This window comes from Falsiroseomonas sp. (assembly GCF_051859025.1).
Classification (GTDB): domain Bacteria; phylum Pseudomonadota; class Alphaproteobacteria; order Acetobacterales; family Acetobacteraceae; genus Falsiroseomonas.
In genome coordinates, this window is sequence record NZ_JBHYGL010000001.1 from 504,506 (window position 1) to 530,072 (window position 25,567).

Genomic DNA, 25,567 nt, shown 5'->3' on the forward strand with positions numbered 1-25,567 from the left:
TCCGTCTCCCGCAGATATTTTAAGCTTGAACTATTGCCGGCATGCAAGCCGTTTCGCATGCCCCACCAGCGCGCTGCCCGGATCGGCCAGCGGCGCGATGACTGTGAAGTGGTTCAGGCCGGGCAGAGCCTCCGCCGTGCCGCCCCAGGCCGCGGCCATGTCGCGGGTCTGGCGCAGGTATTCGGGGCTTTCGTCGCCGCCCACCACGCAATGGATCACGCCGCCGGGCTTCGGCAGGAAGCGCGGCGACGCGGCGCGGGCTTCCTCTGCCGTGATGCCGAGCGCGGCGCCGATGCTGGTCGGCAGCAGCGGCTCCAGCTCGAACACGCCGGAGATCGGCAGCGCGGCGGGCACGAGGTCCGCGGGCAGGGCAGGGTCCAGCGCCCGCCATTGCGTCGCGAGCATCATCGCCGCCAGCTGCCCACCGGCCGAATGGCCCGTCACCATCAGGCGCTTTCCGTGCCGGCGATGCAGGAAGGCGCAGGCGGCGCGCATCTGCGCGACGATGGTGCCGATGGTGACGCCAGGGGCCAGGTCGTAGGACGGCACCGCCACCGCGACGCCATGGAAGTTCAACCCCCGCGCGCAATGGCTGACCCATTCGCGCCCCAGTGCCATCCAGTATCCACCATGGATGAATACGACCACGGCCGACGCCTCGCCTTCCGGCCAGAACAGGTCGAGCCGCTCCCGCTCCCCCGCCCCATAGGCCAGGCCGAGTTCGGCGCGCGGGCAGGATTCCCGCCAGGCGGCGGCGTCCCTCTGCCATCCCGCCATCACGGCAGGGTGTTCGGGCACGCGGGCGCGGTTGTTGTACTCGGCTTCAGGGTTCATGGCCGCATTGCACGCGGGGCAGCCATCTGCGGCAAGCCCCCCGTTCCACAACCACCCCCGTTTGGGGCATGAGAGGGCGATGAAAGTGTATCTCGCCGGCCCCGACGTCTTCCTGCCCGATGCCGCCGCCATGGCGGCGGAGAAGAAGCGCCTCTGCACGCAGTATGGGCTGGAGGGCGTCTTCCCCACGGATCCGCGCCCCGATCCCGCCGCCGATGCGGCGCCGGACCTCTGGTACGCCATCTATCTGCGGAATGAGGCGCATATCCGCGCCTGCGATGCGCTGGTCGCGAACCTGACGCCCTTCCGCGGCCCCTCCGCCGATGCCGGCACGGTCTACGAACTGGGCTTCATGCGCGCCCTCGGCCGGCCGGTGCTGGGCTACAGCAACGACATCGCGGATTTCAGCACCCGCACACGCTCCTTTCTCGGCGATGCCGCGCGCCGTAACACCGAAGGCGAGTGGGTGGACGGGGAGGGGCTGTCCCTCGAATCCTTCGGCCTCGTCGACAATCTGATGATCGACGGCGGCATCCGTGCGGCGGATGGGGTGCTGCTGCGCCGGCAGGTGCCGGAATCCGAGCGATGGACGGATCTGGCGGGGTTCGAGGCCTGTCTGGAGGCTTTGGCTGCACGCCGGGGTTGAGTGAAGGGCTCAAGGGTGGGTTGGTAGCCAACGACTTCCCGCTGAACGAGTATATTGAATGCCCGCACAATTAAAGAGTGCAGGTGACAATTTATTTCAAATTATTCATGTTTGGTATTTGCTGGCTTTGCGGTCTGTCTCAGATATAAGATTGCGCGAATAATTGAATAGTCTGTAAATCCGTGAGAGTCTTTGCCGAACCTCACGGCCGCTCATCGGCTGCGTCGTCGTCGCAACAACGATCAGACCAGGCATCGCACCCCATGACCTCAGTCGTATCGCCCACCATCGGCGGCATCGGCCGCGTCAGCGAAACTGCCGCGGGCGTGAAGGGCGACAGCAATTCGGGCCTGGGCCGTATGGTGTTTACGGCCGACGGCTCGCAGGTCGCTTTCACCTCGATCTCCATGAACCTCAATCCAACGGCCCCTCTGCACGCACCCGCCGACCGGCCGATCCTGCTGAAGGATCTCTATACAGGCGAGTTGAAGCCTGCGTTCCTGGCCATCGGGGGCGCGCTCACGGACTACGGCTACAGCGAATTCAGCTTCTCGGCGGACGGAACGAAGCTTGGCGCCGTGACGAGGGCCACGAATCTCATCCCCGGCAGCACAGCCGATGACACCAAGCTTGTTGTCTTCGACGTCAACACCGGTTCGCTCGTCCGGGCAGACGTTGCCGCCGATGGCAAGGTGCCGTTTCGGGGCTTCGACAACTTCAGCCTGTCAGCCGATGGCCAGCGCTTCCTGATCAAGACGACCTCGGAGAACCTTGTTGCTGAGGATATTCCGTGGAATTTACCCCAGATCTTCGTCAAGGACGTCGTAGGCGGCGCCTACCAGCTTGCCTCATCCAACGCCGCGGGTGTAGCGGGTAACAGGCAGGCGAGCGACGCGGTCTTCTCCCGCGACGGCAACTTCGTGGCCTTCACCAGCCTTGCCACGAATCTGGTCGCTGATGACACGAACTTTGCGACGATCGGAGGGGCCGCCGAGCGGGGCGGCGACGTCTTCGTCAAGAATCTTTCGACCGGCGAGATCATCCGCGCCAGCACGGCGAGTGATGGCAGCCAGCTCACCCTCGCCAATGCGTCCCACCCCGTATTCTCGGCCGATGGGACGCGGGTGCTGTTCGATGTCAGACAGTACAGCAGCCCGAGCGATACCGTCGGCACATACCGGGTCATGGAGAAGAACCTCGTTACCGGGGAACTGATCGACGTCTTCGTGGCATCGGGCGCAACCCCTTTCAGTGCTGGGCCCAATGACATTTACAGCTGGGAACCCGTCCAGGGCGTATCCGACGACTTTTCCAAGATCCTCTTCACCGGCATGGTTAGCAACTTGCCCGGCTATGTATTTGGCCACAACGCCGTCTACGTTCTGGATCGCAACACCGGTACGATCAGCTATGTCATTTCCGACGTGCAGGGCGCATCGATTTCGCCCGATGGCAGCAAGGTCGTGGTGGTCTCCGATCAGAAGTACGGGTTTGCCGATGATGGCGACCGCACCGACTACGACGCTTTCGTCATCACCCTGGCACCGTCCACTGTCGCGGTGGATGACAGGGCGACGGCGGTGGAGGACGGCGCGCCCGTTACCATCGACGTGCTGGCGAATGACCTGACGGCGACGACGGGCTCCGCCAAGACGCTGCTGAGCCTGGACACGACCGGCCTCGTCGGCACCGCCAGCATCGTCGGCGGCAAGGTGGTCTATGACCCCGGCGTCAACTTCCAGTCTCTCAAGGCCGGCCAGACCACTACCACCGACTTCAACTACTCGATGCGCGATGCGGAAGGGCTGGTGCGCACCGGCACGGTGACGCTGACCATCCAGGGCACCAACGACGTGGCGGCGCTGACGCTTCGCATGAGCGTGGCGGAGAACACAGAGGACACGATTTACGGCGTCAGTGCCGTGGACCCGGATGGCGATACGCTGACAATGCGCCTCAGCGGGCCCGATGCCGGCCTCTTCAACCTCAACACGACGACGGGCGACCTGACCTTCCGCGCCCCGCCGGATTTCGAGGCGCCCGGCGACGTCGGTGCCGACAATACCTACAACGTCACCATCACGGTCAGCGACGGCATCCAGCCCATCGCCCAGAACCTGGTGATCAAGGTCACCAACCTGATCTACGAGAACACGCCGCCGGTCTTTTCATCCGGTACCACGGGCACGATCGCGGAGAATGCGACCGGAATCGTCTACACCGCGGCCGCGACGGATGATGGCGATGCGGTCGCCCAGCGGCCGGTGACGCTGGTCTATGGGATCGAAGGCGCTGACGCCTCGAAGTTCAACATCAACACCGCGACGGGCGCTGTGTCCTTCACTGTGGCAAAGGACTTCGAGACGCCGGACGACGCGAACACGAACAACATCTATGACATCACCGTCACGGCCTCCGACGGGTCACGGACCGCACGCCAGGCGGTCAGCATCACCGTCACCGACGTCTATGAGAATACGGCCCCCTTCTTCTCTTCGGGCACTGGCGCCAGCTTCGCGGAAAACGGTACGGGGGTCGTCTATACGGCCTTGGTTTACGACACCGGCGACGCCGCCGGTCCGATCACCGGTGACCTGTCGTACCTCACCACCTCGCTGGCCACTGGCGGCACCAACGACAATGCGTTGTTCGCGCTCGATGCCCTCACTGGCGGGTTGACTTTCATCGTGCCGCCCGACTTCGAGAATCCGACCGACCTCAACGGCGACAACGTCTACGTCGTCGTGCTGGAGGTCACCGATGGCCCGGACTTTACCGTGACCAGGCAGGTCTCGATCACGGTCGCGGACGTCTATGAGAATACGGCCCCCGTCATCACCAACCTTGGCCCGACCACCTTCGCGGAGAATGCGACGGGGACGGCCTTCTCCATCTCCGCGACTGACAATGGCGGCGCTGCCGCGGCCGGTCCGGTGACAATCACCTATTCGATCAGCGGTGTGGATGCGGCGCTGTTCACGATGAACGCCACGACCGGCCGCGCCACCTTCATCAACGCGCCTGATTTCGAGATACCGCTCGATGACGATGGCGACAACGTCTACGACGTCGTGCTCTCGGCGTCCGATGGCAGCCTGACCTCCAGCATCAACCGGTCCATCACCGTGACCGACGTGAATGTGGCGCCCGTGCTATCTTCCCCGATCAACGCGATCTTCGCGGAGAACGACACGGGCATTGCCTACACCATCACCTATACGGATGACGATGACCTGGCCGGCGCGACCCATGTCTTCGCGATCTCGGGCGCCGACGCCTCGCTCTTCTCGGTCGACGCCAGTACCGGCGAGGTGCTGTTCGTCGCGTCACCGAACTTCGAGGCACCGCGCAGCAGCGTCTATTCGATCGTTGTTTCCGTCAGCGACGTGATCGATATCGCGGGCACGCCCACGGTTCTTGGCGCCCCCGTCAGCCAGGATGTCTACATCACGGTCACCAACGTGAATGAGGGCCTGAGCATCGTCTCGGCCGGCACCGCCGCCTTCACGGAGAACATGACCACCCCCGCCTACACCGTCATCGGCCTCGATATCGATGCTGATACGGTGCTCAACTACAGCATCGCCGGAACCGACGCAGCCCGCTTCACCATCAATAGCGCGACGGGCGCGGTCCACTTCGTCAGTGCGCCGGACTTCGAGACACCGCTCGATAACGGTGGCAACAACGTCTACAACATCGTCGTCTCCGCCACCGATGGCGAATTCACCGAAACGCAGGCCGTCGCCATCACTGTCGGCAACGTCATCGAGGGCGGCGCGGGCAGTGACACGATCACCGGGTCAGGAGGGGCCGACACCATCGATGGTGGTGCGGGCCAGGATGCCATCAACGGCAGCGGTGGCAACGACATCATGCTTGGCAGCGGTGGCAACGACAACCTCAACGGCGCCGCGGGCGCGGACAGCCTGGTCGGCGGCGAAGGCAACGACCAGCTTTCCGGCGGCACGGATAGCGACACGCTTGCGGGCGGCGTTGGCAATGACACGATGGACGGCGGCACGGGGGCGGACAGCATCGCCGGCGGCGTGGGCGATGATGTGTACTATGTCGACAATAGTAACGACAGGATTCTGGAACTGAATGGGGAGGGGACAGACCAGGTATTCTCGACAGCCACATACATCCTGTCGAATTTTCTCGAGACACTCGTGCTGCGCGGTTCCGGGAACACCGATGGTACTGGCAATGATGGAAACAACACTCTGACGGGCAATGCCGGAATCAATCGCTTGTCCGGCGAGGGCGGCCATGACCGCCTCGATGGGGGTATCGGTGCCGATGTCATGCTTGGCGGCGCCGGCAACGACATCTATTTCGTCGATAATTCGGGCGACACGGTCATCGAATTCGATGGCGATGGCGCTGACCAGGTCTATTCAAGTGTCAGCTACACCTTGTCCGACTTCACTGAAGCGCTTTTTCTCCGCGGGACGGACACGATCGCCGGCACGGGCAACGCACAGGACAACACGCTTTCCGGTAATGTTGCCAGCAACACCCTGTCGGGCGGCGTTGGCAATGACAGGCTGGATGGCGGCGCGGGGGCCGATAGTCTTGTCGGCGGCGTTGGCAACGACATCTACTTCGTGGACACGGCGGCTGATGCGATCCTCGAACTGAACGGGGAGGGAAGCGACCAGGTCGCCTCTTCCGTCAGCTACACGCTGGTCGACTTCATTGAAGTGCTGAGTCTGACGGGCACGGCGAACATCAACGGCACGGGCAGCGCCCAGAACAATTCGCTGGTCGGCAATGGGGGGGCGAATGCGCTGGAGGGCGCTGATGGCAACGATACGCTGAATGGCGGCGCAGGGAATGACACGCTGACGGGCGGCGCGGGCAACGATAGTCTGCTCGGCGGCACCGGCAGCGATGTGTTCCTGTTCCGAAGCATCGGGGAGGCGCCGGATCGCGTCGCTGACTACAACGTGGCGGATGATTCCATCCAGGTCTCCGCCGCCGGGTTTGGTGGCCCGCTGACCATCGGCATCGATCTGGTCGCCAATAACCTCTACGTCGCCAATGCGGCGGGGGTCGCGACGGTGGCGGGCACCGGGCAGTTCGTCTTCGACACCGATGACCGCATCCTGTGGTGGGATGCCAACGGCACGGATGCTGGCGGGCAGACGGCGATCGCGACCATTCTTGGGGTAACCGGATTTGTGGGATCGGAGATCCAGGTGATTGCCTGATGATCCGCGGTCAGCGCCTTAGCGGCAGGTTCGTGAAACGGGCGTGGCCGGGGTCCGCCCCGATGCGCAACACGCCCCAGCGCGCGATGTCGCGGTGGAAGGGCGCTTCCGACAGGCCGTAGGTCACGGCGGCGTGGTGCAGGACCACATCCGCCGCGCGCTGCGGCAGCAACGCCTCGATCGCCTCGGCGGCGCGGAAGCCCGGAGCGGACCAGTCGCCCGGCAGCAACTCCGCCCCCTCGCCGAGTGTGCCATCCCCGGCCACCGGGGCGGGGACGCCGATGGCGATGGCGGGGGCGATGGACAGCCCCGCATCCCGCGCCGTGCCCGCGAGTTCCCCCAACAGCGCGCCGAGCCCCTGCAGCGCGCGCTGCCGGTCCGGCGCTTCCGCCACATGCACCCAGGCCCGCATCCGCCAGATGCAGGCCGCCGCCAGTTCGGGCGCCACGCCGAGCCTCGGCAGTACCAGCCCCGCGCGGAAGCTCCGCCGACCGAGATCGGCGGTCAGCACCGCATCCGACCCCTCCAGCAGCCGCAGCGGCAGCAGCCTGGCGGCGCCGAGGAGCCCGGTCTCCGCCGGATCGTGCCGGATGGCGGCGACGGCGGAACCGAGGCTTTCCGCCCGCAGCAGCACGCCCGCGCGGGCCAGGGCCAGTTCCGCGATCCGCGCCACGCGGAACCCGCCGCCGACGACCAGGCGCTGCGTGCCCTGCCATTCCGGCCGCACCAGGCAGGCGCGGATGATCTTCACGAGGTTGTGGGCCACATCCTCGATCGCGCCCTGCACCAGCCCGGCCGCCACCGGCGCGAAGCCGGCGAGCGCCTGGTCCAGCGCCTCGGCCTCCACCGCTTCCGGCACGATGTCGCCAAAGGGGTCGCGCCCCCCGCCGCGGCGGTGGCGCAGGCGCCAGGCGGCCAGGATGGAGTCGAAATCCCGGTCGGCGCCGGCGGGCAGGCCGGGCAGGGAATTGCCGCTGGCTTCCACGCGCAGGCCGCGCAGCAGCGCCGCGCCATGGCTGGCGACGGGCAGGGTGGGGGATGAGGTGTCGTGCATCGGTCCGCGGTGCCGACGCCCGAGCCGCCCGATGGTTCCCTGCCATTGACAGTGCAGCCCCCGGGCGCCGAGCCTTCCGCACCCAGAATGCATCGAGGCCTGCCATGACCGACACGTCCCCCTCTGGGCGCCCCACCATCAGCGGCACACGCCACGCCATCAGTGCGGGGCACTACCTCGCCGCCGCGGCGGGCTTCGCCATCCTCGAAGCCGGGGGCAACGCGGTGGATGCGGGCTGCGCGGCGGGGCTCGCGCTCGGCGTGCTGCAGCCGGACCTGGTGAGCGTCGCGGGCGTGGCGCCCATCCTGATCCGCAAGGCCGATGGCACGGTGGAGAGCATCGCGGGCCTCGGCCATTGGCCGGCCTCGACGCCGCCCGATGTCTTCATGCGGGAACATGGCGGCACCATGCCGATCGGCGTGCGGCGCATGGTGGTGCCGGCGGCGCCGGATGCCTGGATCACGGCGCTGCGGCGCCACGGCACGATGAGCTTCGGCGACATCGCCGCCGGCGCCATCCGCTACGCCCGCGACGGCTACGCGACCTATGCGCTGCTGGCCGAGAGCATCGAGAAGCAGAAGGCCGCCTATGCCCGCTGGCCGCAGAACGCCGCCATCTTCCTGCCGGGTGGCCGCCCGCCCCGGATCGGGGAGCTGTTCCGGCAGACGGACCTCGCCAACAGCCTGACCTTCATGGTGGACCAGGAACGCGCCGCGGCGTCGGGCGGCCGGGAGGCCGGGCTGCAGGCCGCGCATGACGCCTTCTACAAGGGCGACCTGGCGCAGCAGATCGTGCGCTTCATCAAGGCGGAGGGCGGGTTCCTCTCCGCGGAGGACATGGCCAGCTTCGCCTCCCGCATCGAACCCGTGGTGCGCCGCCCCTGGCGGGGGCATGAGGTCATCACCTGCGGCCCCTGGTGCCAGGGCCCCGCGCTGCTGGAGGCGCTGCTGATCGCGGAGAAGCTCGGCCTGGACGGCCTGGCACACAACTCCCCGCAATACCTGCATGTGATCACGGAGGCGCTGAAAGGCGCGCTGGCGGACCGGGAGTACCATTTCGGCGACCCCGCCTTCACCGATGTGCCGCTGGAGACCTTGCTCTCCCCCGCCCACATCGCCCGCCGTGCCGCCGCCATCGACCTCAGCCGCGCGCATCCCGGCCTGCCGGAACCCATCCTCGGCAACGGCACGGAACTGCCGCCCGCCACACAGGAACCGCTGCCGAAGATCGAGGCCGATACCTCCTACGTCGCCGTCGTGGATCGTTGGGGCAACGCCTTCAGCGCCACGCCCAGCGACGGGTCCTGGAACGTGCCGGTGGTGCCGGGGACGGGGCTGGTGATCTCCGGCCGTGGATCCCAGAACCGGCCCGATCCGCGCCACCCCGCTGGTGTCGCGCCGGGCAAACGGCCGCGCCTGACGCCCAACCCCGCCATGGTGCTGACGAAGGAAGGCGGCGTCATGCCCTTCGGCACGCCGGGGGGCGATGTGCAGATCCAGGCCATGCTGCAGGTCATGCTGAACATCCTGCATTTCGGCATGCAGGTGCAGGACGCGATCGAGGCACCGCGCGTCGCGACCTATTCCTTCCCCTCCTCCTTCGCGCCCTATGAATACTTCCCGGGGCGCCTGGCCGTTGAATCGCGCATCCCGGCGGAGACGCGCGCGGCGCTGACGGCGCTCGGCCATGAGGTGAAGGACTGGCCGGCCACCACCTGGCTGGCCGGCAGCGTGGAGGTGGTGTTGAGCGAGCCCTCCACCGGGCTGATCCATGCCGGCGCGGACCCCCGCCGCCCGGCCTATGCCATCGCGAACTGACCGCGATGCACCGCCGCGCCCTGCTCGCTGCCCCCGCTCTCGCGGCGCTGCCCGCGGCAGCGCAGGGATCGTCGGTCGATTCGCTGCTGGTGCTGGCGGTGGATGCCTCCGGCTCCATCGACGCCGATGAATTCGCCTTGCAGCGGGAAGGCATCGCGGATGCAATCGCCCACCCCGCCGTGCTGGCCGCCATCCGGTCCCAGCCCCGCGGCGCCATCGGCATCGCCATGGTGGAATGGGGATCGCCCGGGGGTGCCGCGACGGTGGTGGATTGGCTCCGCGTCTCGGACACCGCCAGCGCGGCCGTCGCGGCGGGGGCGATGCGGGATGCGCCGCGGTCCCGCCAATCCTTCAACGCCATCGGGGATGCCATCCTGCACAGCGCCGCGCTGATCGCCGCCGCCCCCTGGGCCGCGACCGAACGCACCATCGATGTCTCCGGCGATGGGCCCGACATGCGATCCCGCGTGCCGGCGCCGGAGGCGCGGGACCGGGTTGTGGCGCAGGGCATCACCATCAACGCGCTTGCCATCGAGGTGTCGTCGAACTGGGCCGGCGGCGCCCTGGCCGCGGCCTATGAGCGGGACGTGATCGGCGGTGCCGGCGCCTTCGTGATGCGGGCGGAGGATCGCCGCGACTTCGCCCGCGCGCTGCGTGCCAAGCTGATCCGGGAGGTTGCCTTGGCACCGGGACCGCGCCTCGGGTGATCGCAGCGGCGGCACGCCTGCCCAACAGGCGGGCAGGCCGGGTTTCGGCCAGCGGGTCCGTGTGATGCGCGCCCCTTCCCAGGGCGATCGTATTCCGCGATGGTCGGGGGAGGGGAAAGTGGCTTCCGGATCAACCACGTGAACGAATCGCGCCGCGCCTTCGACGAGATGCATGCCGGGGGCGGCGTGCGCCCGGCCTATGCCGGGATAGAAGCCTGGCTGAAGGCCCACGGCCTGGAAGCCCTGGCCGCCAAGCGGGCGGAGGCCGAGGCGCTGTTCCGCCGCGTCGGCATCACCTTCGCCGTCTATGGCGAGGGCGGCGACCCCGAACGTCTGATCCCCTTCGACGTGATCCCCCGCATCCTGGCCCGCCAGGAATGGGACCGCCTGGCAAAGGGCCTGACGCAGCGCGTGAAGGCGCTGAACATGTTCATGGCCGATGTCTATTCGAAGCGGGAGATCCTGCGCGCCGGCCTGATCCCCGCCAGCCTGGTCCTGCAGAACGAGGCCTTCCGGCCGGAGATGCAGGGCTTCACGCCGCCAGGCGGCGTCTACACCCACATCAGCGGCATCGACCTGGTCCGCACCGGGCCCGATGATTTCTACGTGCTGGAAGACAATTGCCGCACGCCGTCCGGCGTCTCCTACATGCTGGAGAACCGGGAGGCGATGCTGCGGCTGTTCCCTCAACTCTGCGCCGGGCACCGGCTGATGCCCGTGGGGCACTACCCCGAGGAATTGCTGGAGACGCTGAAGGAAGCCGCGCCGCCGAACTGCCAGGGGGAGCCCTGCGTCGCGATCCTGACACCAGGACACTACAACAGCGCCTATTACGAACACTGCTTCCTGGCCGATGAGATGGGCGTGGAGGTCGTCGAGGGCTTCGACCTGTTTGTCGAGGACGCCGTCGTCTACATGCGCACCACCGCCGGGCCGAAGCGCGTCGATGTGCTGTATCGGCGGCTGGATGACGACTACATCGATCCGCTGGTGTTCAGGCCGGACAGCATGCTGGGCGTGCCCGGCATCTTCGCGGCCTATCGCGCCGGCAACATCACGCTGGCCAATGCGCCGGGTGCCGGCATCGCGGACGACAAGGCGATCTACCCCTTCGTGCCGGACATGATCCGCTTCTACCTGGATGAGGCCCCGCTGCTGCAGAACGTGCCGACCTATCTGTGCGAACGTGAATCCGACCGCGCCTATGTGCTGGAGAGGATGCACGAGCTGGTGGTGAAGCTGGCGCGCGGGTCGGGCGGCTATGGCATGTTGATCGGGCCCCACAGCACGGCGGAACAGCGCGAGGAATTCGCCCGCCGCATCAAGGCGCGCCCGGCCGACTACATCGCGCAGCCGACGCTCGCCCTGTCCACCGTGCCGACGCTGGCGGGCACCGGGGACGGCACCGGCATCGCGCCGCGGCATGTGGACCTCCGCCCCTATATCCTGACGGGCAAGGATGTGCGGATCGTGCCCGGTGGACTCACGCGCGTGGCGCTGCGGGAGGGATCGCTGGTGGTGAACTCCTCGCAGGGCGGGGGCACCAAGGACACCTGGGTGCTGGATGACGGGCCGGCGCCGTCCCAGACCCAATCCCAGTCCCAGAAGATGGGGGGCTGACCGCCATGCTCTCCCGCACCGCCGACAGCCTTTACTGGATGGGCCGCTATGTGGAGCGCGCGGGCAACCTCGCCCGCGGCATGCAGGTGGCGCTGCGCATGGCAGGGCTGGCCAGCAGCCTCGGCGGCGGCGTCGATGAATGGCGGATGCTGCTGGTCGCCGCCGGCGCGGAGCCGGGCTTCCTGGAGAAGCACCGCGAGGTGACGCCGGAGGCGGTGATCCGCTGGCTGGCGCTGGACCCCGACAACCCCTCCTCCATCGCCAATTGCATCGAGGCCGCGCGCGGCAATGGCCGTGCCGTCCGCACCGCTCTGACCGTCGATATGTGGGAGGCGCTGAACGACACCTGGCGGGAGATGCGCGCCCAGGCCGCGACGGCGGCCGAGCCTGACCGCCTGCCGCAATTCCTGGAATGGGTGCGCGCCCGCACGCTGCTGTTCAACGGTGCGGCGGCGGACACGATGCTGCGCAACGATGGCTGGCGCTTCACCCATCTCGGCGTGATGCTGGAACGCGCGGACAACACGGCGCGGCTGCTGGACGCCAAGCACGAATGCATCAGCGGCGAGGGTGCGGAAGGTGCCGTAGCCTATGCGCAGTGGCAGGCGCTGCTGCGGTCCGTCTCCGCCCTGCGATCCTACCAGTGGGTGTATCACACGCGCCTGCAGCCGAAGCTGGTGGCGGACCTCATGATCCTGCGGCCGGAACTGCCGCGATCCCTGCTGGCCTGCCACAGCCGGGTGGAGCAGGTGCTGGACCGCATCGCGGAATCCAACGGCGGGCGACGCGGGGAAGCGCATCGCCTGGCCGGGGAGATCCATGCCCGCCTGCGCTATGGAAGGGTGGAGGACATCCTGGCCGGCGGGCTGCATGCCTTCCTGACCCAGGCGATCAACCGCAACATCGACCTGGGGCGGGAGATCACCGCCTTCTACCTGCACGGCTGAGGGGCCAAGCCACGATGCGCCTGCGTGTGCGCCACCGCCTGCACTGGGAGTTCGACGAGCCCCATTCCATGACCGTCCAGGCGCTGCGCCTGACGCCGCGGGACGAGGCCGGCCTCACCATCTGCCACTGGCGGATCGCCGGCGACCGCGGCGGCGCCATGCCGGGCTTCGAGGATGGCTACGGCAACACCACGCTGCTGCTGACCCGCAACCTGCCCCATCGCGGCCTGTCCGTGACCGTCGACGGCGAAGTGGAACTGCGCGGCGCCGACGGCCCCTCGGGCCTGGAGGAGACGCTGCCGGCCGAGGTCTTCCGGCGGGAAACCGCGCTGACCACGCTGGACGATGCGATCCGCGCGATGGCCGCCGGCATGCCCGCGCCAGCCGCCCTGGCGGCGACGCTGCGTGGGATGATCGAGGTCGATCCGCTGGCGGCGGAGGCGGCGGCGGAAGTGCTGGCCGCGCGCAAGGGCTCCGCGGCCGGGCTGCTGCACCTGTTCCTCGCCGCGATGCGGGCGGGCGGCAGGCCGGCGCGCATGATCTCCGGCTATGCCTGGGACGGGGCGAATGGGCAGGAGGCGGCGGCGCCGCATCTCTGGGCGGAATGCTGGGACGGGGAGGCCTGGCAATCCGTGGAGGTGCTGCGGGACGCAGCGCCGGCCGCGCATATCCGCCTCGCCATCGGCCTTGATGAGAGCGAGGCCGGCGCGGTGCGTGGCATCCGGCGCGGGCCGGGCGCGGGGCATTTCGCGCATAGCGTCCGCGTCGATCGCGCATGACCTATTGCGTCGGCCTGCTGCTGGATGCGGGGATGGTGCTGCTGTCCGACACGCGGACCAATGCGGGTGTCGACAACATCTCCGTCTTCGGCAAGACCTTCGTGGAGCAGGTGCCCGGTGAGCGCGTGATGGCGCTGCTGACGGCCGGCAATTTGGCCGTGACGCAGGCCGTGTGGAACCGGCTGCAGGAAGGCGTGACGCTGGGCGGGCAGACGCAGACCCTGGCCGCCGTGCCGACCATGTTCCGCGCCGCGCAACTGGTGGGGGAGGCGGTGCGCCAGGTCTTCGACGCGGATGGCCCGGCGCTGCGCGCGCAGGGCATCGGCTTCGATGTCTCCATCATGCTCGGCGGGCAGATCGCGGGCAGCGCGCCCCGCCTCTTCCTTGTCTACGCCGCGGGCAACTTCATCGAGGCGACGGCAGATACGCCCTTCCTGCAGATCGGCGAGCACAAATACGGCAAGCCGATCCTGGACCGGGTGCTGACGCCCGCCACGCCGCTGGCCGATGGCGTGACGCTGGCGCTGATCAGCATGGACAGCACGCTGCGGTCGAACCTGACGGTCGGGCTGCCCATCGACCTGACGGTGATCCGGCGCGATGCGCTTCAGGTTGGGCTGCGGCGGCGGATCGGGGAGGATGACCCCTACTTCGCCTTCCTGCGGCAACGCTGGTCGGAGAGCCTGCGTGAGGCCTACCAGGCCCTGCCGCGGCCGGACTGGCTGGGCTGAGCCCTCAAAAATACTACCTCTTTAGCCCTTTTAGCCCTTTTAGCACCGTTTTCGCGGGGTTCGGTCGCGGGGTCCGAGGCGCCCATCTCGGCTGGGATGATGTTCCTATTGTGCCGGGCTAGGCCTGCCCTGTCCAGCGCAAATGGCCTGTTCCCGCGGGAACAGGGGCGGGCCCGGGTGCCGGGGCATGGTGGGGGCCTGGAGAAGGACCCCCCGATGAGCACCGCGATCATCACCTACAAGCGCACCGACCGCTTCGTGAAGAACACCTACACCGTGAAGGACAAGGATGGGCAGCCGAAGATGGCCGGGGGGAAGCCGGTGACGGCGGTGGCGCATGGCCTGGTGGGGGAACTCTGGGTGCACGGCCTGATGTTCGAGACGATCGAGCGCATGGACGGCTACATGCACATGAAGGGCGGCCAGACCTACTACGGCTCCGCCATCTACTGGCACGAGAAGTACAAATCCTTCGTCATCAACCCCGCGCTCGGCGACACGCAGGAGGCGACGAAGGGCAACATCCTGATGCACCCCGGCAGCAGGCCATCCCATGTGCAGGGCTGCATCGCGGTGGGTTTCTTCGATGCGAACGGCCTGCTGACGGACAGCAAATACTGCTTCGACGTGCTGCGCGACCAGGCCGGCGGCGCCAGCGCGCCGAAGGAGGCCTGGGTGAAGCTGACCCTGGTGGTGGAGGGCCATATGCCCGCCCTCAGCGCCTGCAAACCCTGGGTCTACTCGGCGTGAGGGCGGGCGGCCGGCCTACTCCAGCACTTCCTCGACTTCCGGCGCATCGGCCTGGCCGTAGAGGTAGAAGCTGCGCTTGCGCTCCGGCGTCCAGTCGGGGTCGTCCCAGGCCAGCATCTTGCCGGGGTTCAGCAGGCCGTGCGGGTCCGCCACGCGCTTGAAGTCCAGCTGTTCGCTGTCGATCCGCTTCATGCCGCCTTCCTCCAGCGTGAAGGCATGCGGGTTGAAGACGGGGCAGCCGGCATCCTCATGGATGTCGATGATCTCGGCCAGGCGTTCTTCCGTGGTGTAGCGGACGAGTTGGAGGCCGAAGCAGGAAACGACGCCGCCGAGGCGGACGAATTCCAGATGGATCGGCACCTCATCCCCGAAGGTCTTCTCCATCTTCTCGATCAGCGCGAAGTGGTTGGGCGCGGGGTAGAGGGTCTGGAGATAGGTGAGGCTGCGGTCGACCTTCAGGGCCTGGAGCGTCGTGTGGTTCCAGGTGAATTCATACAGCGGCGTTTCGGCTTTCTCCGTCTCGCAGCGATAGAGTTCCGTGCCGCCGAAGCGGTCCAGCAGCGGCTTCAGCAATTCCAGGAAGGGCTCCGCCACCATCACCAGGGCGCAGGCGGCGCCGGCGGGGACGTAGGGCTGCAGCATCTTGAAGTAGGTCTGCGCCACGCCGGGGGCGACCACGCCCGCCATCTTCTTGGCGATGCCGTCGGAGGCGATCAGCGCCTCCGCGAAGCGGGCCGCCGAGATCGTATCCGGGAAGCCCGCCAGCACATCCACCCAGTCCCAGGCGGGGGCCAGGGGCATCTCCACTTCCGTGATGATGCCGTTGGTGCCGTAGGCGTGGTTGGCCTTGTCGATATCGGTGCCACGAAGTTCGAGCACGCGCGGCTCGGCTTCCATGGTGATGACGCGAAGGCCGAGGATGTTCCCGAATTCCCGCAGCTTGCCATAGGTGCAGGACCCGATGCCGGAGGATCCGCCGGCGATGAAGCCGCCGATGCTCGCCGTGCGCTTGGTGCTGGGGTGGAAGCGCAGTTCGCCGCGGACCTCCCGCCGCGTATGGGCATCGAGGTCGATGAGCTTCACGCCCGCCTGCGCCCGCACCACGCCAGGCTTCGTCCAGACCACGCGGTCCAGGCCCATGAGATCCAGCACGATGCCACCCTTCAGCGGCATGGCCTGGCCGTAATTGCCCGTGCCGGCGCCGCGCGGCGTCAGCGCCACCTGGTGCTTCACGCAGGCTGCCATGATGGCGATGACCTCAGCCTCTTCACGCGGGCAGGCCACGGCTTCGGCGGTGACGCCGTTGAGCTGGCGCTTAAGGACGGGCGAGTACCAGAAGAAGTCGCGCGACTTCTGCCGGACCAAAGCGGCGTCCGTGATCCAGTTGATGCCGGGCAGCGATTCGATGACGGCGGCGACAGTCATGCGGCGGTCTCCACGGGAACGAAATCACGCATCTTGCCGGGGTTGAGCAGGCCGAGCGGGTCGGTGCGCTGCTTGAAGCCGAGCTGGTCCCCGGGGACGCGGCGGTAGTTGCTGCCTTCCTCGATGGTGAGGACATGCGGGTTGGCGATGCCGATGCCCACGGCCTCGAAGGCGGCCATGATCTCCTGCATCCGCTCGGCGCTGGTCCAGCGGATGACGGGGAGTGCCGACATGGTGGTGCGGCCGCCGAAGCGGACGCATTCCGTGTGCATCCAGACCTCGTCCCGGAAGGGGATGCGCACAGCCTCGATCGCGGCCAGCGTATCCTCGAAGGGGAAGCGGCATTGCAGGTAGCTGACGCCGCGATCCTTCTTCAGGACCTGCAAGGTCGTGTGGTTCCAGCAGTATTCGTAGAAGGGGGTCTTGTCCGGATCGCGCTCGGCCTCGACGGTCGATTGCTCCACCAGGAAGGTGCCGTTGTGTTCGCGGGCCAGGTCGCGCAGCGCGCGGAGGCCGGAGGGCGCGACCATGGTCAGGACCAGGGATTGGCCCGCCGGGACGCTATCCGCGATGGCGCGGAAGAAGGGCGGCAGCTGGCTGTCGAAGACCGCGCACATCTTCTTCGGGATGCCATCGGCGAAGGCCAGCGCGAGGGCGAAGGCTGAGGCATCGGTGAACTTCTCGAATCCGATGGCGATGTCGCGCCATTCCTGCGCCGGCGTCAGCGGCAGGCGGATGCGCGTCATGATGCCTGTGGTGCCATAGGTGCGATTGACCGGGGAGGCATCGTCGCCTTCGAGGTCCAGCACCACCGGCGGGTCCTGCATCGTCGCGACGCGGGCGCCGACAAGGTTGCCGCGCTCCCGCATCGTGCCATGGGCGATGCCGCCCACCCCCGCGCCGCCGCCGGCGACGAAGCCGCCGATGGTGGCGGTCCGCTTGGTGGAGGGCCAGAGCTTGAGTTCCCACCCCTGGTCGCGCGCCCAGAGGTCGAGGTCGATCATCTTCATCCCGCATTCGACATCGACGACGCCATCGGTGATGCCGATGGGCTTCGCCATCGCCGTCATGTCCAGGATGACGCCGCCTTCCAGCGGCACGCATTGCCCGTAATTGCCGGTGCCGCCGCCCCGCGTGGTGACGGGCACGCGGGCGGCGCGGCAGGCTGCCAGGATGCGCAGCACCTCGGCCTCATCCTTCGGGCGGGCGTAGAGTTCGCCCGCCTTGCCGTCCAGGATCGCCTTCAGGATGGGGCTGTACCAGTAGAAGTCGCGCGACTTCTGGCGCAGCAGCGCGCGGTCGGTCGAGATCTCGATCCCGTCCAGCGCGGCGAGGAGCCCGGCGATGTCAGCCATGGGCGGAGGGCTCATTCGCCAGGAAGGATTCCGCATCGAAGGCGGCGACCTGCGTCCAGAGCGCGGCCATGCGTTCCGCTGCGAAGTCGAGGAGCTGTTCGCCGATCTCGGCCGTGGCGAGGGACGCATCGCCGACGGCGCCGGCGGGGTTGAGGTCCTGTGCCTGCCAGGCCAGGGGCGCGCCGCCATCGGGGGCCATGCGCGGGGCGACGTTGGAAACGCCCTGCCAGCGGCTCACGAAGTTGACTGCCTTGTCCATGTGAACCAGATGCGGCGTCAGGGCGAGCATCACGCTCGTCTCGTCGCGGCCGGCATGGATGCCGTAGCGGCCCTCGATCTCGTCCTTCAGCGCATCCGGCTTGCCCATGCGCGCCCACATGGCGTTCACGGCCAGGATGTTGTGCTGGATGCGGATGCGGCGGCAGGCGATGTCGAGGACGGCGACATTGCCGCCATGGCTGTTGACGATGACCAGGCGCTTGACGCCGGCCCGGGCGACGGAGGCGCCCATATCGGCCACGATGGCCAGCAGCGTCTCCGGCGTGGTGGTGATGGTGCCGGGGAAGCGCAGGTGTTCGACCGAGCAGCCCACGGATTGCGTCGGCAGCACCAGCACGGGCAAATCGTCCGGGATGACCTTCAGGGTGCGGGCGACGACGCCCTGGTTGATGGTCGTGTCGACCGAGACCGGGAGGTGCGGCCCGTGCTGCTCGATGGAGGCCACGGGCAGCACGGCGACGGTATTGGCCGGCAGCGTCTTGAACGCCGGCCAGGGCAGGTCCTGCCAATAGCGGGTGGGAAGGGGGGCCATGGGCAGGACCTTTCGTGAAGCGCCTCAGGCCTGCCGGAGGTCGGCGGCCGGGGGGAGGTAGGACGGGTCGTAGATATCCGAGGCCGGCATCGGGCGCGAGATGGCGAAGGCCTCCCTCACCGCATCGATGCTGCGCTGCAGGCGGGGGATGTCCACCTGGCCGAAGCCGTTGCGGCGGACGTGGTCGGTGAAGGTCAGCCGGTCCAGCGCCATGCGCAGGCGCTCCGTCTCCAGCGCCACATCGGTCAGGGCTTCCCGCCGCCGGAGGTTGGCGATGGTGGCGGCGGGGTCGCGCAGGCTGTCGTATTGCGCGCGGACCAGGCCGCGGATCAGGCCCGTGACAGCGCGGGGATTGGCAGTGGCCCAGCGGCGGGTGGTGATCAGCGACGTCGCGAAGAAATCCGCGCCGACATCGCTGTAGAGCATGGTGACGATGTCCTGCTCCGGGATGCCGAGGCCGCGGAGGGAGAAGATGCCCGACGTGATGAAGCCCGTGATGGCATTGGCCCGGCCCTGTACCAGCATGGGTTCGCGCAGCTGCGGCGTCACGGTGGTCCAGCGGACGCTGTTGGCATCGATCCCGGCCGCCTTGGCGAAGGCGGGGAACAGCTGGCGGCCGGCATCGGATTCGGGGCTGGCGAGGGTCTTGCCGACCAGGTCGGCGGGGGTGCGGATGTTCTCCCGCCGCAGGGTCATGATCGCCATCGCGGTGGCGTCATGGATGATGAAGGGGGTGAAGAGGTCGCTGTCCGGCCGTTCGAGGCGCATGCGGATGGTGGGGTTCAGGTCCGCCACGCCGACATCATAGGCGCCGGCCGAGATCTTCACCGGCACGTCGCCGGAGCCGAAGCCGCGGTCCATCGTGACGTTCAGCCCGGCTTCGCGGAAATAGCCACGGTCCAGCGCCAGCAGGAAGGCGCCCTGCGGCCCCTGCAGCGCCCAGTCCAGCGTGAAGCGGACATCGAGCAGCGATTGCGCATGCACCGCAGGGGCGGCGAGGGCGGCGGAGCCGAGCAGGGCAAGGGCGTGGCGACGGCGGATCATGGCGGTTCCCGGGAGGTTGTGGTTGCGGCGCTGTTAGCAAGCGGCGGCCGGGTGGTGGAGGGGGGATTTGCCCGGCGACGGGGCGATCCGCTCTGGTTTTGCCCTCTCAGTAGGCGAAATGGCGATGAAATGGGCGGTTTCGCGCTGGGGCGCGTGAATGGATGCTTGCGCCGGGCGGGCGGGATTTGCACCCTGGGGGCCACATTGCCGCGAAAGGGCCTCCCCGGATGCTCGCCACTGCCACGCCGCTGTTGAAGCGCTTCTGGTATCCCGTGATCCCCGTCAGCCATCTGAAGGATGGGCCGAAGCCCTTCCGCCTGCTCGGTAAGGACCTGGTGCTGTGGCTGGATGGAGAGGGCAAGCCAGCCGCGATGGATGACCGCTGCTGCCACCGGACGGCCAAGCTCTCCAAGGGCTTCTACAGCAATGGCTGGCTCGCCTGCGGCTATCATGGCTGGGAGTTCTCCAGCGAGGGCCGGGTGATGCGCGTGCCGCAGCGGCCCGTGGACCGGCAGGGGCAGACCAACATGCGGGTGCCGTCCTACCGGGCGGAGACGCGCTACGGCTATGTCTGGGTCGCGCTGGAGGAACCGCTGTATCCGCTGCCGGAATTCGAGGAGGAGGGCCTGGGCTTCCGCCGCATCGATGAGTTCTACGAGGTCTGGACCTGCGCGGGCCTGCGTCTGATGGAGAACAGCTTCGACAACGCGCATTTCGCCTTCGTCCACCGCGCCAGCTTCGGCGACCAGGGGCACCCCGAACCCGCGAAGCTGGAGATCGAGGAACACGCCGACGGCTTCATGATGATCACGGAGGTTCCGGTGCGGAATCCCGAGATCCAGAAGAAGGTGCTGAACATGGAGAGCGACACCACGGTGCGCCACATGAGCGGCCGCTGGTATGCGCCCTTCCTGCGCAAGCTGCGCATCCGCTATCCCAACGGCCTCAGCCACAGCATCGTTACCTGCGCGACGCCGATCGACGACGGGACATCGATGGTGGTGCAGTTCGTCTATCGCAACGACACGGAGGACCAGGCGAAGGCGGAGGATGTCATCGCCTTCGATCGCGTCGTGACCGATGAGGACCGGGACATCCTGGAGAGCACCGATTTCGACGTGCCGCTGGACCAGACGGGCATCGAGATGAACATGCCGTCCGACCGCCCTGGCGTGCTGATGCGCCGGATGCTCGCGCGCATGATCGCGGAGCATGAGGCGAAGGTGCCGGAAGCGGCGGCGGAGTAGCCGCTACCTGGGGATGGTGAAGATCCGGCCGAGGCGCGCCGCCGGGGTCGGGTCGATGCCCGCGGCGACCAGCGTGCCCCAGACGCCAACCGCGGCGCTGTCGAGGATCGGGATGCCGAATTCGGCCTCCAGCGGTGCCATCACCTCCCAACCCGGCAGGTTGGTGGACCACAGCAGGATGGCGTCGGCGCCGCCTTCCCTCGCCACTTCCCGCACCAGGGCGCCGATGCGGTCGGGCGTGAGTTCGGCGGAGGCGAGGTTGTCCTTCAGGCCAAGGCTGCGTACCGGGCCGAGGGTGCGGCCGAAGCCGGCGGCGGCTTCCGCGGCATAGGCAGTATCGCCAGGGGTGACGAAGCCGATGCGCTTCGCATCCAGCCGGTCGAGGAGAATAGCGGTGTCCAGCGTCGCGGTGGTGGCGGGGCAGTTGGCGGCCTCGCTCATGATGGCGCAGAGCTTTCGGTCCGCGTCCAGGCCGAGGCCCGCGCCGCGCGTGCCGTTCCAGCAGACAACGCCGACATTGGCGTGGCCGAGCTGCCAGGCGGCCAGGCGATAGGGTTCCGTGTCGTAGCCATCCTTGGGCTGGCCGATGCCCGGGCCGTAATAGGTGATGCGCGCGACGCAGCTGTCCACGCCCGGGATGTGGCGCATGATTCCGGCAAGCGTGCGCTCCACCGTGCGGTTGGAGGAAGGCGTGATGGAACCGATGGCGGGCAGCATTCAGGGGGACTCCGGGGGGCCTGCCAGCAGGATGGCACGGGCGGGGGCGTAGCGCAGGGCGCAGGGGGTGCCGGGGGCGGGGGGTTCGGCCAGGGCCGCGCGGTCGAGCCGCGCGAGGAGGCGGCCAGCCGCGGTGCCGACCCAGACATCCAGGCCCTGGCCCTTGAAGATCGCCTGTTCGACGGTGCCGGGGATGGTGGTGGGGGACCGCTCCGTGGGCCGGACCAGGGACAGCGCCTCCGGCCGTATCGCCAGCGCCGCCGGGCTGCCGGTGGGAAGGGGCGGGGAGGCGGCGGCGAGGCGGAGGCCGCCGGGAAGGTCCAGCAAGGCCAGGCCCTCTGCACAGCCGGCCACTTTGCCTTCCAGTAGGTTGGCGACGCCCATGAAGTCGGCCACGAAGCGGCTGGCGGGGCGGTCATAGACCTCCGTCCCCGTGCCCACCTGCATCAGCACGCCGCGCTCCATCACGGCCAGGCGGTCGGCGAGCGTCAGCGCCTCCTCCTGGTCATGCGTCACCATCAGCGTCGTCAGGCCGAGGCGGCGGACGAGGAGGCGAAGTTCGACCTGCATCTCCTCCCGCAGCTTGCGGTCCAGCGCGCCGAAGGGCTCGTCCAGCAGCAGCACGCGGGGGCGATAGACGAGGGCGCGGGCGAGGGCCACGCGCTGCTGCTGCCCGCCGGAGAGTTGCGCCGGCATGCGGTCCGCGAAGGCATCGAGGCGGACGAGCGTCAGCGCTTCCCGCACGCGGGTCGCGGCCTCGGCCTTCGGGATGCGGCGCATGTCCAGCCCGAAGGCGACGTTGCGGGCCACGGTGAGGTGCGGGAACAGCCCATAGGCCTGGAACAGCATGCCGAGATTGCGGCGATGCGCGGGCTGGCCGAGCACCGACGAACCGCCGATCAGCACGTCGCCGCCGCTGGGCTCGATGAGGCCCGCCACCATGCGGAGCGTCGTGGTCTTGCCGCAGCCGGAGGGGCCGAGCAGGGCCAGCATCTCCCCGGGCGCGACATCGAGATCGACGCCACGCACGACCGGCGTGGCGCCGAAGCTCTTCGTCAGCGCGCGGAGCGTGACGCCCTGGCCGAGATCGGGCGTGCTCAGAGGGAGAAGATCCGGTTGAGACGTTCCGTCCAGCCGGCGCGGCGCGCGTTGATGTAGGTCCAGTCCGGGGTGAAGAGGCCGCGCTTGTCCATCTCCTCCACCGGGTAGGCGATCCAGCGCGCGGTTTCGGGGGCGAAGGTGATGCCGGAGACCGGCGGTGAGGTGAGGGCGAATTCGGAGAGGCCCTTCTGAACCGCGGGTTCGATCATGCGGTTCATGAAGGCTACGGCGAGGTCCTGGTGCGGGCCGTTCCTGACCAGCACCTGGCAGTTGGTGCCGGCGAAGCTGCCCTCCCTCGGGAATGCCATGGTCACGGGCGCGCGGCGGTTGGTGTAGGGGTAGACGTATTTCGAATACTCGACGAGCCCGATATCGGCCTGGCCCTGCGCGATCTCATTCGCGGCCTGGATGCCATCGCCGAAGATGTTGAGGATGTTGGGGCGTAGTGCCGCGACGCGGTCGAAGGCCTTGTCGATCTCGTATTGCGCCTCGGCGAAGGGCTTCCCGGTCTCGATCGCGGCGGCGACGATGAGGAAGAACATGGAGGGCGTGTTGTTGGGGCTGACGAGCTTCAGCTTGCCGCGGTAGCGCGGTTCCCAGAGTTCGGCGTAGCTCTCCGGCGGGCGCACGCGCGTGTTGTGGAAGATGCCGCCGAGCGAGATGCCGAGCGCGGTGCCGTAGCCGCCCTCATACAGGAAGCGCGGGTAGAGGTTGGCCATGGCGGACATGCGGTCCCGCGGCAATTCGCTGATCAGACCCTCGGCCTTCGCGATGGGGATGGCGAGGTCGTCGATGAACATCACGGAGAAGCGCGGATTGTCCTTGGTGGCCCGCATCTTGGAGACATTCGCGAGCGTGAATCCTTCCTCCGGCAGCACCTTGCAGCCGAAGTCACGCTCGAAGGCCGGGATGATCTGGCGCTTGACGTAGTCCCCCTGCGCGCCGCCCCAGATGCCGACGCTGATCTCCCGCTGCTGGGCGGAGAGCGGCTTGACGATGGGGGCGGCGAGGGCGGTGCCGAGGATGGCGCGGCGGGTGGCGTGCATGGCTGGATCTCCTGCTGTCACGAGGCGATGCGACGGACGCCGATGCCGAGGCCCTTCTCGATCAGCAGAACCAGGCCGAGCGCGAAGAAGACCATCAGCGCCGAAAGCGCCGCGATGGAGGGGTCGAAGAACCGCTGGATGGCGGCGTAGAGGTAGAGCGGCAGCGGAAAGCTGCGGGCATCCGCGAGCCACATGGAAATGGCGAAATCATCGAAGGAGATGATGAAGGCGAAGATGGCGGCGGCGGCGACTCCGGGCCGGATCTGCGGCCAGATCACGCGGAGGAAGACGGCGACGGGGCCGGCGCCCAAGACCCTTGCCGCATCCTCCTGCGTCGGATCGGCGGTGGCCAGCGCTCCCGAGACGGACCGCACGACATAGGGGATGCAAACGACCATGTGGCCGATCCACATCTGCGCGAAGGCACCGCGCAGGCCGAGCAGCGAGAAGGTCTGCAACAGGCCGACGCCCGTGACGATGAGGGGCACGACGAGCGGCCCCAGCACCAGCGCCTGCACGAGGCCGCGGCCCGGAAAGCGCATCCGCACCAGCGCCATGGCGCAGGGTATGCCGAGCGCCAGCGCGCCGATGGTGGAGACGAGCGCCAGCTTCAGCGAGACCAGCAGCGCGGATTGGGCCTCCGGCTCCGTCAGCACGGCGACATACCATTCGAGGGTGAATCCCTCCGGCGGGAAGACGATGTAGGGGGTGTCGCTGATCGACATCGCGATCGGCACCAGCAGCGGTGCCACGATGATCGCGAGCAGGACAGCGGTGACGAGGGCGAGGGGCCAGGGGAGGCGGTCGCTCATGCCGCGGCCCAGCGGTTGATGCGGCGGCCGATGATGCCGATGAAGACCAGGTTCACCAGCAGCACCATTGCGACTAGCAGGCTGGCGAGTGCTGCGCCGAAGGGCCAGTCATGCAGGGTCAGCACCTGCTGTTCGATCAGCGTGCCGAGCAACGGAGAAAAGTTGCCGCCCAGGATCTGTGGCGTCACGAAGGCCGCGGCCGTCAGGGAAAAGACCAGCGGCAGGCCGACAGCGAGGCCAGGCAGGCTGAGCGGCAGGATGATGCGGAGGAAGCGCTGTAAGGGGCCCGCGCCGGCGACCGTCGCGGCTTGTTCGGCGGCGGGCGGGATGCGGCCGATGGCGCCGGCCAGCGGCAGCACCATGAAGGGCAGGAAGACATGGACGGAGGCGATGAGCACCGCCCATTCCGTGTAGAGTATCGCGGGCGGATCCTCCCACCCCAGCCCCTGCAGCACCCAGGAGATCAGGCCGTTGCGGCTGAGGATGGCGGACCAGCCGTAGCTGCGCACGACGACATTCACCAGCAGCGGCGTGACCAGCACGAGCGTCACGGTACGGGACAGCCAGGGGCGGCCGCGCGCCAGGACCCAGGCGAGGGGATAGCCGACGATGGCGGCGACGATCGCGGCCGAGGTCGCCATGCGGATGGTGCGCAGCAGGACGCGCCAGTAGAGGTCGGTCGCGAAGGCGCGGCGGTAATTCTCCAGGGTCAGGCCGTATTGCATGACCCCGGCTTCGGTCCGCGCACCGATGCTGAGGTAGAGGGTCTGCGCCGCCGGCAGTACGAAGCAGGCCAGCAGGAAGATCACCGCCGGGGCGGCGAGCATCCAGCCGAGAAGGGCGGGCGAGAGGCGTTTGCGTGCTTCCACGCGGGGAAGCCTAGACCCGCTTCAAGGGGGCGGTGGTGC

Annotated in this window: 21 protein-coding genes; 10 read left to right on the forward strand and 11 right to left on the reverse strand. The window is 68.0% G+C overall.

The window, feature by feature from the left end; translation table 11 throughout:
- Window positions 1-30: 30 nt before the first annotated feature.
- The gene (locus ACTIE5_RS02575; protein ID WP_439548125.1) at window positions 31-834 is read right to left on the reverse strand and encodes an alpha/beta hydrolase; all 804 of its coding nucleotides are present in this window, start codon (window positions 832-834) and stop codon (window positions 31-33) included.
- 79 nt (window positions 835-913) lie between these two features.
- Between ACTIE5_RS02575 and ACTIE5_RS02580 the strand changes: the two genes are divergently transcribed.
- Together ACTIE5_RS02580 and ACTIE5_RS02585 are read left to right on the forward strand one after the other, a co-directional pair.
- Window positions 914-1,480, forward strand: a complete 567-nt coding sequence (locus ACTIE5_RS02580; RefSeq protein ID WP_439548126.1) for a nucleoside 2-deoxyribosyltransferase — start codon at window positions 914-916, stop codon at window positions 1,478-1,480.
- A gap of 263 nt (window positions 1,481-1,743) precedes the next feature.
- Window positions 1,744-6,696, forward strand: coding sequence for a beta strand repeat-containing protein (locus ACTIE5_RS02585; RefSeq protein WP_439548127.1), 4,953 nt, complete (start codon window positions 1,744-1,746; stop codon window positions 6,694-6,696).
- A 10-nt stretch (window positions 6,697-6,706) separates the two neighbouring features.
- Here the strand turns inward: ACTIE5_RS02585 and ACTIE5_RS02590 are convergent, their stop codons facing one another.
- Complete coding sequence (locus tag ACTIE5_RS02590) at window positions 6,707-7,750, reverse strand: hypothetical protein (protein WP_439548128.1); 1,044 nt, start codon at window positions 7,748-7,750, stop codon at window positions 6,707-6,709.
- Between the two features lie 104 nt (window positions 7,751-7,854).
- Here ACTIE5_RS02590 and ACTIE5_RS02595 point away from each other — a divergent pair, with 104 nt between their 5' ends.
- The 7 genes from ACTIE5_RS02595 to ACTIE5_RS02625 all read left to right on the forward strand — a co-directional run bounded on the left by ACTIE5_RS02595 (window position 7,855) and on the right by ACTIE5_RS02625 (window position 15,101).
- A complete protein-coding gene (locus ACTIE5_RS02595; protein WP_439548129.1) occupies window positions 7,855-9,567 on the forward strand; it encodes a gamma-glutamyltransferase family protein in 1,713 nt (570 codons plus the stop codon).
- 5 nt (window positions 9,568-9,572) lie between these two features.
- Window positions 9,573-10,274 carry a DUF1194 domain-containing protein gene (locus ACTIE5_RS02600; RefSeq protein WP_439548130.1) on the forward strand — a complete coding sequence of 234 codons (702 nt, stop codon included), beginning with the start codon at window positions 9,573-9,575 and terminating at the stop codon, window positions 10,272-10,274.
- A gap of 138 nt (window positions 10,275-10,412) precedes the next feature.
- Window positions 10,413-11,894, forward strand: coding sequence for a circularly permuted type 2 ATP-grasp protein (locus ACTIE5_RS02605; protein WP_439548131.1), 1,482 nt, complete (start codon window positions 10,413-10,415; stop codon window positions 11,892-11,894).
- Between the two features lie 5 nt (window positions 11,895-11,899).
- Complete coding sequence (locus ACTIE5_RS02610; protein WP_439548132.1) at window positions 11,900-12,841, forward strand: alpha-E domain-containing protein; 942 nt, start codon at window positions 11,900-11,902, stop codon at window positions 12,839-12,841.
- Window positions 12,842-12,855: 14 nt separating this feature from the next.
- A complete protein-coding gene (locus ACTIE5_RS02615) occupies window positions 12,856-13,620 on the forward strand; it encodes a transglutaminase N-terminal domain-containing protein (protein WP_439548133.1) in 765 nt (254 codons plus the stop codon).
- The gene (locus ACTIE5_RS02620; protein WP_439548134.1) at window positions 13,617-14,351 is read left to right on the forward strand and encodes a peptidase; all 735 of its coding nucleotides are present in this window, start codon (window positions 13,617-13,619) and stop codon (window positions 14,349-14,351) included. Before ACTIE5_RS02615 ends, ACTIE5_RS02620 begins: the two co-directional genes overlap by 4 nt.
- 216 nt (window positions 14,352-14,567) lie before the next feature.
- Entirely contained in the window at window positions 14,568-15,101 is a 534-nt protein-coding gene (locus ACTIE5_RS02625; RefSeq protein ID WP_439548135.1) for a hypothetical protein, read from the forward strand.
- A gap of 15 nt (window positions 15,102-15,116) precedes the next feature.
- Here ACTIE5_RS02625 and ACTIE5_RS02630 read toward each other — a convergent pair whose 3' ends face one another.
- Genes ACTIE5_RS02630 through ACTIE5_RS02645 form a run of 4 tightly spaced genes read right to left on the reverse strand, consistent with a single transcriptional unit; the run spans window position 15,117 to window position 19,736 of the window.
- Window positions 15,117-16,526, reverse strand: a complete 1,410-nt coding sequence (locus ACTIE5_RS02630; RefSeq protein WP_439548136.1) for an FAD-binding oxidoreductase — start codon at window positions 16,524-16,526, stop codon at window positions 15,117-15,119.
- Window positions 16,523-17,881: an FAD-binding oxidoreductase gene (locus tag ACTIE5_RS02635; protein WP_439548137.1), complete on the reverse strand. Its 1,359-nt coding sequence runs from the start codon at window positions 17,879-17,881 to the stop codon at window positions 16,523-16,525. The genes ACTIE5_RS02630 and ACTIE5_RS02635 overlap by 4 nt, the downstream gene beginning before the upstream one ends.
- Window positions 17,874-18,692 carry a creatininase family protein gene (locus ACTIE5_RS02640; protein WP_439548138.1) on the reverse strand — a complete coding sequence of 273 codons (819 nt, stop codon included), beginning with the start codon at window positions 18,690-18,692 and terminating at the stop codon, window positions 17,874-17,876. The genes ACTIE5_RS02635 and ACTIE5_RS02640 overlap by 8 nt, the downstream gene beginning before the upstream one ends.
- 24 nt (window positions 18,693-18,716) lie before the next feature.
- Complete coding sequence (locus ACTIE5_RS02645; protein ID WP_439548139.1) at window positions 18,717-19,736, reverse strand: ABC transporter substrate-binding protein; 1,020 nt, start codon at window positions 19,734-19,736, stop codon at window positions 18,717-18,719.
- A gap of 227 nt (window positions 19,737-19,963) precedes the next feature.
- On the opposite strand from ACTIE5_RS02645, the gene ACTIE5_RS02650 reads away from it, so the two are divergent.
- The gene (locus tag ACTIE5_RS02650) at window positions 19,964-20,983 is read left to right on the forward strand and encodes an aromatic ring-hydroxylating dioxygenase subunit alpha (protein ID WP_439548140.1); all 1,020 of its coding nucleotides are present in this window, start codon (window positions 19,964-19,966) and stop codon (window positions 20,981-20,983) included.
- 3 nt (window positions 20,984-20,986) lie between these two features.
- Here the strand turns inward: ACTIE5_RS02650 and ACTIE5_RS02655 are convergent, their stop codons facing one another.
- The 5 genes from ACTIE5_RS02655 to ACTIE5_RS02675 form a co-directional block, all read right to left on the reverse strand.
- Window positions 20,987-21,700: an aspartate/glutamate racemase family protein gene (locus ACTIE5_RS02655; protein WP_439548141.1), complete on the reverse strand. Its 714-nt coding sequence runs from the start codon at window positions 21,698-21,700 to the stop codon at window positions 20,987-20,989.
- Window positions 21,701-22,729 (reverse strand): ABC transporter ATP-binding protein, encoded by a 1,029-nt coding sequence (locus ACTIE5_RS02660; RefSeq protein ID WP_439548142.1) that lies wholly within the window; start codon window positions 22,727-22,729, stop codon window positions 21,701-21,703. It lies immediately after the preceding gene.
- Window positions 22,730-22,797: 68 nt separating this feature from the next.
- Window positions 22,798-23,847: an ABC transporter substrate-binding protein gene (locus ACTIE5_RS02665; RefSeq protein WP_439548143.1), complete on the reverse strand. Its 1,050-nt coding sequence runs from the start codon at window positions 23,845-23,847 to the stop codon at window positions 22,798-22,800.
- Window positions 23,848-23,864: 17 nt separating this feature from the next.
- The gene (locus tag ACTIE5_RS02670; RefSeq protein WP_439548144.1) at window positions 23,865-24,659 is read right to left on the reverse strand and encodes an ABC transporter permease; all 795 of its coding nucleotides are present in this window, start codon (window positions 24,657-24,659) and stop codon (window positions 23,865-23,867) included.
- Window positions 24,656-25,528 (reverse strand): ABC transporter permease, encoded by an 873-nt coding sequence (locus ACTIE5_RS02675; RefSeq protein ID WP_439548145.1) that lies wholly within the window; start codon window positions 25,526-25,528, stop codon window positions 24,656-24,658. The genes ACTIE5_RS02670 and ACTIE5_RS02675 overlap by 4 nt, the downstream gene beginning before the upstream one ends.
- Between the last annotated feature and the right edge of the window lie 39 nt (window positions 25,529-25,567).

Excerpts from the sequence above, each read along its gene's own strand:
- ACTIE5_RS02575 (WP_439548125.1), bottom strand. The coding sequence starts at position 834 with ATGAACCCTGAAGCCGAGTACAACAACCGCGCCCGCGTGCCCGAACAC.
- ACTIE5_RS02580 (WP_439548126.1), top strand. The coding sequence starts at position 914 with ATGAAAGTGTATCTCGCCGGCCCCGACGTCTTCCTGCCCGATGCCGCC.
- ACTIE5_RS02585 (WP_439548127.1), top strand. The coding sequence starts at position 1,744 with ATGACCTCAGTCGTATCGCCCACCATCGGCGGCATCGGCCGCGTCAGC.
- ACTIE5_RS02590 (WP_439548128.1), bottom strand. The coding sequence starts at position 7,750 with ATGCACGACACCTCATCCCCCACCCTGCCCGTCGCCAGCCATGGCGCG.
- ACTIE5_RS02595 (WP_439548129.1), top strand. The coding sequence starts at position 7,855 with ATGACCGACACGTCCCCCTCTGGGCGCCCCACCATCAGCGGCACACGC.
- ACTIE5_RS02600 (WP_439548130.1), top strand. The coding sequence starts at position 9,573 with ATGCACCGCCGCGCCCTGCTCGCTGCCCCCGCTCTCGCGGCGCTGCCC.
- ACTIE5_RS02610 (WP_439548132.1), top strand. The coding sequence starts at position 11,900 with ATGCTCTCCCGCACCGCCGACAGCCTTTACTGGATGGGCCGCTATGTG.
- ACTIE5_RS02615 (WP_439548133.1), top strand. The coding sequence starts at position 12,856 with ATGCGCCTGCGTGTGCGCCACCGCCTGCACTGGGAGTTCGACGAGCCC.
- ACTIE5_RS02620 (WP_439548134.1), top strand. The coding sequence starts at position 13,617 with ATGACCTATTGCGTCGGCCTGCTGCTGGATGCGGGGATGGTGCTGCTG.
- ACTIE5_RS02625 (WP_439548135.1), top strand. The coding sequence starts at position 14,568 with ATGAGCACCGCGATCATCACCTACAAGCGCACCGACCGCTTCGTGAAG.
- ACTIE5_RS02630 (WP_439548136.1), bottom strand. The coding sequence starts at position 16,526 with ATGACTGTCGCCGCCGTCATCGAATCGCTGCCCGGCATCAACTGGATC.
- ACTIE5_RS02635 (WP_439548137.1), bottom strand. The coding sequence starts at position 17,881 with ATGGCTGACATCGCCGGGCTCCTCGCCGCGCTGGACGGGATCGAGATC.
- ACTIE5_RS02640 (WP_439548138.1), bottom strand. The coding sequence starts at position 18,692 with ATGGCCCCCCTTCCCACCCGCTATTGGCAGGACCTGCCCTGGCCGGCG.
- ACTIE5_RS02645 (WP_439548139.1), bottom strand. The coding sequence starts at position 19,736 with ATGATCCGCCGTCGCCACGCCCTTGCCCTGCTCGGCTCCGCCGCCCTC.
- ACTIE5_RS02650 (WP_439548140.1), top strand. The coding sequence starts at position 19,964 with ATGCTCGCCACTGCCACGCCGCTGTTGAAGCGCTTCTGGTATCCCGTG.
- ACTIE5_RS02655 (WP_439548141.1), bottom strand. The coding sequence starts at position 21,700 with ATGCTGCCCGCCATCGGTTCCATCACGCCTTCCTCCAACCGCACGGTG.
- ACTIE5_RS02665 (WP_439548143.1), bottom strand. The coding sequence starts at position 23,847 with ATGCACGCCACCCGCCGCGCCATCCTCGGCACCGCCCTCGCCGCCCCC.
- ACTIE5_RS02670 (WP_439548144.1), bottom strand. The coding sequence starts at position 24,659 with ATGAGCGACCGCCTCCCCTGGCCCCTCGCCCTCGTCACCGCTGTCCTG.